Here is a 7,484-nt window from a genome sequence, read left to right as displayed (position 1 = left end):
TCAGCGTGCGGCTCACCCCCACCCTCGAGTTCATTCCGGACGCGATCCCCGAGAACGCCGGGCACATCGAGGACCTGCTGCGCGAGGCGCGCGAGCGCGACGCGGCCGTGGCCGGTCTCGCCACCGGCGCCACCTACGCCGGCGAGCCCGACCCGTACGTGAAGCCGCGCGACCTCGAAGACGCCGAGTGAGTATTCGCGGTCGCGAGTGAGTATTCGCGACGCCGAGTGAGTACTCGGCCTCGCGAGTGACTATTCGCTGCGGCGCCTACGTCGTGCCCGGGCCGCACCCGCAACCTCGGCACCGTCGGACCGCGTGCACAACGTCGCCGATCCGTCCCGCCCCGCCCGCTTTCGCAGGCACCACGGGCCCCGGCCGCTCGAATTCCCGACGTTGCGCACGGTGGCACACCCGTTGACACCGCCATCGATCAGCGCGGCAGCGCCAGCCTGCCCTCGGATGCCTCGACCAGCCCGTCCGCGATCAGCGAGTCGATCGCGCGGTCGCGCTGGCGGGGGTCCGGCCAGTCGGCGATGACCGCCTCCGCCGGCACCGCGTGGGCCGCGGCCTCCCGCAGCACCCGCAGCACCGCCCCGCGCGCCTGCCGGTCGCTGCCCTCGTACCGGGCCTGCCGTCGCCGGTCGTCACCGGTGTCGGGGTACCCGGCTGCCCGCCACGCACACAGGTGCGCGAGCGGGCACGCCTCGCACCGCGGCGCGCGTGCCGTGCACACCACCGCTCCGAGTTCCATCGTCGCCGCGTTGACGACCGCCGCGCCGGCGTCGTCGGCGGGAAGCACCGCCGCCATCGCCGCGAGGTCGCGCCGCGCCGGCGCCCCCGGCTGCGACCGGCCGTCGACTGCCCGGGCCAGCACGCGCCGGGTGTTGGTGTCGACGACCGGATGCCGCTGTCCGTACGCGAACACGGCCACGGCGCGGGCGGTGTAATCGCCGATCCCGGTGAGCGCGAGAAGCGCGGCGACGTCCGCCGGCACGACGCCCCCGTGCAGGTCGCGGATCTCCACGGCCGCGCGGTGCAGCCACAGCGCGCGCCGCGGGTACCCCAGGTTCGCCCACTGCCGCACCGCCTCCGCGGGCGGGGCGGCTGCCAGCGCTGCGGGATCGGGCCAGCGCTCCAGCCACGCCTCGAGGTGGGGGATCACCCGCGCCACCGGCGTCTGCTGCAGCATGAACTCGCTCACGAGCACACCCCACGCGCCGAACTCCGGATGCCGCCACGGCAGGTCCCGCGCGTTCTCCCGGTACCACGCGATGAGCGGAGCGGCGAGGTCGGGCACCGCAAAAGCCTACGACCGCTCGTTCCGCGGGGTGCGCCGTCGCCACCGAAGTAAGCTGGAGGGATGCCCGAGACCACCGCCCCCGACCTCTGGCGGAGCCTGCGCGACGACGTGAGCCAGCATCATCGCCGGGGCCGGATCCTGCTCGCCGTCGACGGGTTCGACGGGGCGGGCAAGACCCGATTCGCCGACGGCTTCGCGACCGTGTTCGACGACGTTCCCGTCTTCCGCGCGTCGGTCGACGGCTTCCACCGTCCGCGTGCGCAGCGCTATGCCCGCGGCCGCACGTCGCCGGAGGGGTTCTACCTCGACTCCTACGATTACGCCGCCTTCCGCCGGGAGCTCATCGAGCCGTTCCGCGCCGGCGAGCCCTTCCGCACCGCGGTGTGGGACGTCGCCGCCGACGCCTCCGTCGACGTCGCTCCGCAGGTCGCCGGCCCCGACGCGGTGCTGCTGGTCGACGGCATCTTCCTGCACCGAGCCGAGCTGCGCGGCCTCTGGCACTGGTCGGTGTGGCTCGACGTCCCGGTCGACGTCGCCTTCGCCCGCCTCGCCGAGCGCGACGGGGCCGACCCCGACCACACCGCGGCCTCGAACGCGCGGTACCGGCAAGGTCAGGAGCTGTACCTGCGCGACGCCGACCCCCGCCGCGCCGCGTCGGCGATCGTCGACAACACCGACTTCCGGCGTCCTGCCCGCGTCTTCCGGGACTTCTGCTGATGGGCGGCATCCTGCTCGTGGACAAGCCCGGCGGCATCACGAGTCACGACGTCGTCGCCCGCGCCCGCCGCGCCATGGGGACGCGCAAGATCGGCCACGCCGGAACCCTCGACCCGATGGCGACGGGCCTGCTGGTGCTCGGCGTCGACAGCGCGACGCGGCTGCTCACTTACCTCGTCGGGCTCGACAAGACCTACGAGGCGACCATCCGGCTGGGCGTGGGCACCGACTCCGATGACGCCGACGGCACCGTGACGACGACGGCGGATGCCGAGGCAGTGGCGGCCGTCGACGACGAGCGGCTCGCCGCCGGCATCGCCGACCTCACCGGGGCGATCTCGCAGGTGCCCAGCAGCGTCTCCGCGATCAAGGTCAACGGCCGGAGGGCGTATGACCTCGCCCGCGCCGGCGAAGATGTGCAGCTGAACGCGCGCGCGGTCACCGTCTCGCGCTTCGCGGTGCGCGAGCGCCGTCACGGCGCCGGCGTCATCGACCTCGACGTCGTGGTCGACTGCTCCAGCGGCACCTACATCCGTGCGCTGGCGCGCGACCTCGGCGCCGCGCTCGGAGTCGGGGGACACCTCACGGCGCTGCGGCGCACGCGCATCGGCCCGTTCGATGTCGCCGACGCGGTCGGTGTCGACGACATCTCCGCCGAGGCGCTCCTGCCGCAGGCGCAGGTCGCCGCGAGCGTGCTCGGCTCGTTCCCCGTCAGCGCGGACGAAGCCCGCGACCTGCGACACGGCAAGCGCCTGACCGGCGCCGCGACCCGGCTCACCACCGAGCGCGCGGCGGCGATCGATCCCGAGGGCCGGCTGGTGGGGATCGTCGAGCGCCGCGGCGACGACGTCAAGAGCGCCATGAACGTCTCGGAGGAGAACTGATGATCCTGTGGTTCGCCGTCGTCCAGGTGGCCGTCGCCGTCGTGGCCGGCCTGCTCTGCGTGGTGCTCGGCCTCGCCGGGCGCCGCCCGAGCGACCTCACGGTCGGCTCGCTGGCGCTGGTCGAGCTGCTCTTGGTGGCACAGGTCGTGGTCGGCATCGCCGCGCCGCTGACAGGAAACCCGCCGTCGGGGAGCTTGCTCGAATTCTGGGTCTACCTCGTCTCGGCCGTGCTGCTGCCCCCGGCCGCCGTGCTGTGGGCGCTCCTCGAGCGCAGCCGCTGGAGCACCGTCATCATGGGAATCGCCGCACTGTCGGTGGCTGTCATGGTCTGGCGCATGCAGGTCATCTGGACGGTGCAGGGCGCATGAGCCGGCTCCTTCCCGCGGCCCCTACACTGGAGCGCGACATGTCCTCCCGCCCGCGTATGACCGGCATCGGCCGTGTGCTCGTGATCGTCTACGCGGTCATGGCGCTCGCTGCCACCGGCCGCTCCTTCGTGCAGATCGTCGAGCGCTTCGACGAGGCACCGCTGGCCTACTCGCTGTCGGCCGCGGCCGCGGTGGTGTACATCCTCGCCACGCTCGCGCTGGTGTTCGCCGGATCCCGGGCCTGGTACGTCGTCGCCTGGGTGGCGATCTGCTTCGAGCTGACCGGCGTCATCGTCGTCGGGTCGCTGACCTTCCTCCTCCCTGAGCAGTTCGACCACCAGACGGTCTGGCAATGGTTCGGGGCGGGGTACCTCTTCATTCCGCTCGCGCTGCCGGTGCTGGGCCTGTGGTGGCTCGTCACGCACCGCCCCGGCCGCGTCGTGGAATCCGCTGTCGAACCGGTCGAGAGGTCCTCCTGGTGATCACGTTCCGCGATCCCGCCGAGATCCCCGCCGGCTTCGGCCCGTCGGTGGTCGTCATCGGCAAGTTCGACGGCGTGCACGCCGGCCACCGCGCCGGCATCGACCGTGCCCGGGTGGAGGCGGCGTCCGAGCGCGCCCGCGTCGTGGCGGTGACCTTCGACCGCAATCCGCTGAGCGTGCTGCGACCCGAGATCTGTCCCGAAGACCTGGTCAGCGTCGATCAGAAGCTCGCCCTGCTGGCGGACACCGGGGTGGATGCCACCCTCGTGCTGCGCTTCGACCGCGCCCTGGCAGACCTCGCCCCGGAGGAGTTCGTGCGTCGGGTGCTGGTGGATGCCGTGGGTGCGGTGACGGTGTTCGTCGGCAGCGACTTCCGCTTCGGGCGCGGGGGAGCAGGCAATCCCCAGCTGCTGGCCGACCTCGGCCGTGAGTACGGGTTCCGGGTGCAGGTCATCGACGACATCCGTGCGCACGACGAGGGGCGGCGCGTGTCGTCCACGTGGATCCGCACGCTCCTGGCCGAGGGTGACGTCGAGACCGCCGCGCGCCTGCTGGGGCGCCCGGCCGCCGTCCGCGGTGAGGTGGTCCACGGGCTCAAGCGCGGGCGCGAGCTGGGCTTTCCGACCGCGAACCTCTCGGTCGAGGCCGAGGGCTTCATCCCCGCAGACGGCGTGTACGCGGGCTGGCTCGTCGACCATGGGGCGATCGATGGGGCGGATGCCACACCCTCACCGCACTCGACGACGCGGTACCCCGCCGCCATCTCGGTGGGGACCAACCCCACCTTCGACGACGTCGCGGTGCGCCAGGTGGAGGCGTACGTCCTGGACGAGACAGAGCTCGACCTCTACGGCCACCGGGTCGAGGTGCACTTCATCGCCCGCATCCGCGGGATGGTCGCCTTCGAAGGCATCGACGCCCTCATCGCGCAGATGACGGACGACGTCCAGCGCGTCCGCGCCGCGCTGCAGTAGGCCGGGTCAGTAGGACGACTCGTCGACGGCGCCCGACGCCGATTCGCCGGCGAGGACGGCACGCAGTTCGCCGAGGATCGTGGCGCTGGCGCTCGTGCCCAAGCGCGACGCGCCGGCATCGATCATCGCGAGCGCCGTGTCGAGGCTGCGCACGCCGCCCGAGGCCTTCACCTGCACCCCCGGACCGACGTTGGCGCGCATGAGCCGGACGTGCTCGACGGTCGCGCCGCCGCCGGCGAAGCCGGTGGAGGTCTTGACGAAGTCGGCTCCGCCGGCCTCGGTGAGCCGGCTGCCGCGGGCGATCTGCTCCTCGTCCAGCAGGCTCGTCTCGAGGATGACCTTGGTGATCAGGCCCCCCGCGGCATCCACGACGGCGCGGATGTCGTCGACGACGACCTCGTCGAAGCCCGAGCGGAGGGCGCCGATGTTGATGACCATGTCGAACTCGGTCGCGCCGTCCTCGAGCGCACGGATCGTCTCGGCCACCTTCGCGGTGGTCGAGGTGGTGCCGTGCGGGAACCCGATGACGGTGCCGACGGCGACGCCGGTGCCGTCGAGCCGCTGCACGGCGTAAGGAATGTCGGACGGACGGACGCACACACTGAAGACGCCCCACTCGGCCGCGATGTCCAGTTCCGCGTCCACGTCCGACCGGGTGAAGTCGGGCTTCAGGATCGCGTGGTCGATGGTGGCGGCGAGTTCGCGTTCAGTGAGACGGGGCATGGGTCAAGCGTAACCGTGCAACCGCAGGATGCCGCAGGTCACGACCGGGCGACCCCCAATCGCACGACGGCCCACGACACCGGCGGAAGCGTCGCACGCAGCACGCCGTCGTCGATGCCCACGCCGCGCAGGGGAACCAGCCCGACGGAGTCGGGTGCCTCCTGGGTGTTGGCGGTGTGGCGGTCGCCGTCGTCGGGAACGGTCAGCACCTCGGCATCCTTCACCTCGGTGACGTCGAGCCCCCGCAGCTCGAGCGTCACCTCGGCGGCCTCATCCAGCGACCGGTTCGCCAGGAACAGCGCCACCTCGCCCGTCTGCTCGTCCCACGTCGCGGCAGCGTCGACCGCGTCGACGTCGCCGAACTTCACCGTCGGGATCTGCGCCGAATCCACCGCGAGCCGCAGGATGCGACCGCGGGCGAGGTGGGCGATGCGGGCGAAGGGCCAGAAGATCGTCTGCCGCCACGCGGGGCCGTTCTCCTCGGAGCGGATGGGGGCGATGACGTTGACCAGCTGCGCCTGGTTGGCGATGCGCACGCGGTCGCCGTGACGCAGCAGGCTGTGGAGGAACGTGCCCACCACGACCGCGTCGGTGACAGAGTAGGTGTCTTCGATGAGGCGCGGGTGCTCCCGCCACTGCCGGGCCACGAGGTGTGGCTGATCGTCGGTCTGCAGGCCCTCCTGGTACCAGACGTTCCACTCGTCGAACGAGATGTCGACCTGTTTGCGGTGCTTGCCGGCGGCCTTGACCGCGTCGATGGTCGACACCACGCCTTCGATGAAGGCGTCCATGTCGACCGCTTCGGCCAGGAACGACGCCGCATCGTCGTTGCGTTCCTGGTAGTAGGCGTGCATCGAGATGTAGTCGACCTCGTCGTAGGCGTGGGTGAGCACGGTGTGCTCCCATGACCCGAAGGTGGGCATCTGGCGGTTCGATGACCCCACAGCGACGAGTTCCAGGTCGGGGTCGACGAACCGCATCGCCTTGGCGGTCTCCTGCGCGAGACGGCCATACTCGTGCGCGGTCTTGTGCCCGATCTGCCAGGGCCCGTCCAGCTCGTTGCCCAGGCACCACAACCGGATGTCGAAGGGCTTCTCGGCACCGTTGCGGCGCCGCAGGTCCGACCAGTAGGTGCCGCCGGCGTGATTGGAGTACTCCACGAGCGCCCGCGCCTCTTCGACGCCGCGCGTGCCGAGGTTCACCGCCTGCATCACCTCGACGTCGGCCTCCCGTGCCCAGTCGACGAATTCGTGCAGCCCGAAGGCGTTCGTCTCCACGGTGTGCCAGGCGCCGTCGAGGCGCCGCGGCCGGTCGGCGACGGGACCGACGCCGTCCTCCCAGAGGTATCCGGAGACGAAGTTGCCGCCCGGGTAGCGCACGACCGTCGGCCCCATCTCCTTCACCAGCGCCAGCACGTCCCGGCGGAACCCCCGCTCGTCGGCCTGCGGGTGCCCGGGCTCGAAGATGCCGGTGTAGACGCAGCGTCCCATGTGCTCGACGAACGAGCCGAAGAGCCGGCGGGGCACGTCTCCCACCGTGAAGTCGCGGTCGATGACGATGCGGGCGCGGGGCATGGTTCTCCTGTCGAAAGGGGGTGTGGCGAGGGGGAGCGCGGCTCAGGTGCCGCCGAAGCCGGTCGTGGCGACGCCGCGGACGATCTGCTTCTGGAAGATCAGGAACAGCACGATCAGCGGCAGCGAAGCGAGCACCGCCTGCGCCATGACCTGGGCGTACTGCACCCCGTAGGCGCTGATCACGGTCTGCAGGCCCACCGGCAGGGTCATGAGGTTCGTGTCGTTGATGATGAGGAACGGCCAGAGGAAGTTGTTCCAGGTCGAGATGAACACGAAGATCGCAACGGCGGCCAGGATGCCACGCGACAGCGGCAGCGCGATGGACCAGAACACGCGCACTCTTCCGGCGCCGTCGACCCGGGCGGCATCCTCGAGTTCGATCGGCACCTGGTCGAAGAACTTCTTCAGGATGAACACCATCGCCGGGGCGACCACCTGCGGCAGGATCAGTCCCAGCGGGGT

At 71.4% G+C, this 7,484-nt stretch carries 9 protein-coding genes and 1 pseudogene; 6 read left to right on the top strand and 4 right to left on the bottom strand.

The genetic code is table 11. The features are described 5' to 3' along the window. Positions 1-191: pseudogene (locus NQ160_RS14755) on the top strand (30S ribosome-binding factor RbfA); the annotation flags it as partial. 239 nt (positions 192-430) lie between these two features. Here the strand turns inward: NQ160_RS14755 and NQ160_RS14750 are convergent. Further along, positions 431-1,297, bottom strand: coding sequence for an A/G-specific adenine glycosylase (locus tag NQ160_RS14750; protein WP_257515959.1), 867 nt, complete (start codon positions 1,295-1,297; stop codon positions 431-433). Positions 1,298-1,360: 63 nt separating this feature from the next. Here NQ160_RS14750 and NQ160_RS14745 point away from each other — a divergent pair, with 63 nt between their 5' ends. From NQ160_RS14745 to NQ160_RS14725, 5 genes are read left to right on the top strand one after another with little or no spacing between them, the layout of a single operon-like run. Continuing rightward, the gene (locus NQ160_RS14745; RefSeq protein ID WP_257515958.1) at positions 1,361-2,017 is read left to right on the top strand and encodes a uridine kinase; all 657 of its coding nucleotides are present in this window, start codon (positions 1,361-1,363) and stop codon (positions 2,015-2,017) included. Beyond that, positions 2,017-2,901, top strand: coding sequence for a tRNA pseudouridine(55) synthase TruB (gene truB / locus NQ160_RS14740; protein ID WP_257515957.1), 885 nt, complete (start codon positions 2,017-2,019; stop codon positions 2,899-2,901). Before NQ160_RS14745 ends, truB begins: the two co-directional genes overlap by 1 nt. Further along, on the top strand, positions 2,901-3,269 hold the full coding sequence (locus tag NQ160_RS14735; RefSeq protein WP_257515956.1) for a hypothetical protein: 369 nt from the start codon (positions 2,901-2,903) through the stop codon (positions 3,267-3,269). Before truB ends, NQ160_RS14735 begins: the two co-directional genes overlap by 1 nt. A 56-nt stretch (positions 3,270-3,325) precedes the next feature. After that, positions 3,326-3,751 (top strand): hypothetical protein, encoded by a 426-nt coding sequence (locus NQ160_RS14730; protein WP_374113661.1) that lies wholly within the window; start codon positions 3,326-3,328, stop codon positions 3,749-3,751. Then, a complete protein-coding gene (locus NQ160_RS14725; RefSeq protein ID WP_257515954.1) occupies positions 3,748-4,725 on the top strand; it encodes a bifunctional riboflavin kinase/FAD synthetase in 978 nt (325 codons plus the stop codon). Before NQ160_RS14730 ends, NQ160_RS14725 begins: the two co-directional genes overlap by 4 nt. Before the next feature lie 6 nt (positions 4,726-4,731). On the opposite strand, the gene deoC is transcribed toward NQ160_RS14725, so the two are convergent. From deoC to NQ160_RS14710, 3 genes are all read right to left on the bottom strand, one after another. Further along, the gene (gene deoC / locus NQ160_RS14720; RefSeq protein WP_257515953.1) at positions 4,732-5,448 is read right to left on the bottom strand and encodes a deoxyribose-phosphate aldolase; all 717 of its coding nucleotides are present in this window, start codon (positions 5,446-5,448) and stop codon (positions 4,732-4,734) included. A gap of 38 nt (positions 5,449-5,486) precedes the next feature. Next, positions 5,487-7,022: an arabinosylfuranosidase ArfA gene (arfA, locus tag NQ160_RS14715; RefSeq protein WP_257515952.1), complete on the bottom strand. Its 1,536-nt coding sequence runs from the start codon at positions 7,020-7,022 to the stop codon at positions 5,487-5,489. Between the two features lie 42 nt (positions 7,023-7,064). Beyond that, positions 7,065-7,484 (bottom strand): carbohydrate ABC transporter permease (locus tag NQ160_RS14710; protein WP_257515951.1); only part of this gene is annotated, 420 nt, incomplete at its 5' end.

The organism is Microbacterium sp. zg.Y909 (assembly GCF_024626565.1).
This window is presented reverse-complemented; position numbering and strand designations above follow the sequence as displayed.

Bases quoted from the DNA above. Each gene is read 5' to 3' on its own strand.
- NQ160_RS14730 (WP_374113661.1), top strand. From the start codon at position 3,326: ATGACCGGCATCGGCCGTGTGCTCGTGATCGTCTACGCGGTCATGGCG.
- arfA (WP_257515952.1), bottom strand. From the start codon at position 7,022: ATGCCCCGCGCCCGCATCGTCATCGACCGCGACTTCACGGTGGGAGAC.
- NQ160_RS14745 (WP_257515958.1), top strand. From the start codon at position 1,361: ATGCCCGAGACCACCGCCCCCGACCTCTGGCGGAGCCTGCGCGACGAC.
- NQ160_RS14735 (WP_257515956.1), top strand. From the start codon at position 2,901: ATGATCCTGTGGTTCGCCGTCGTCCAGGTGGCCGTCGCCGTCGTGGCC.
- truB (WP_257515957.1), top strand. From the start codon at position 2,017: ATGGGCGGCATCCTGCTCGTGGACAAGCCCGGCGGCATCACGAGTCAC.
- deoC (WP_257515953.1), bottom strand. From the start codon at position 5,448: ATGCCCCGTCTCACTGAACGCGAACTCGCCGCCACCATCGACCACGCG.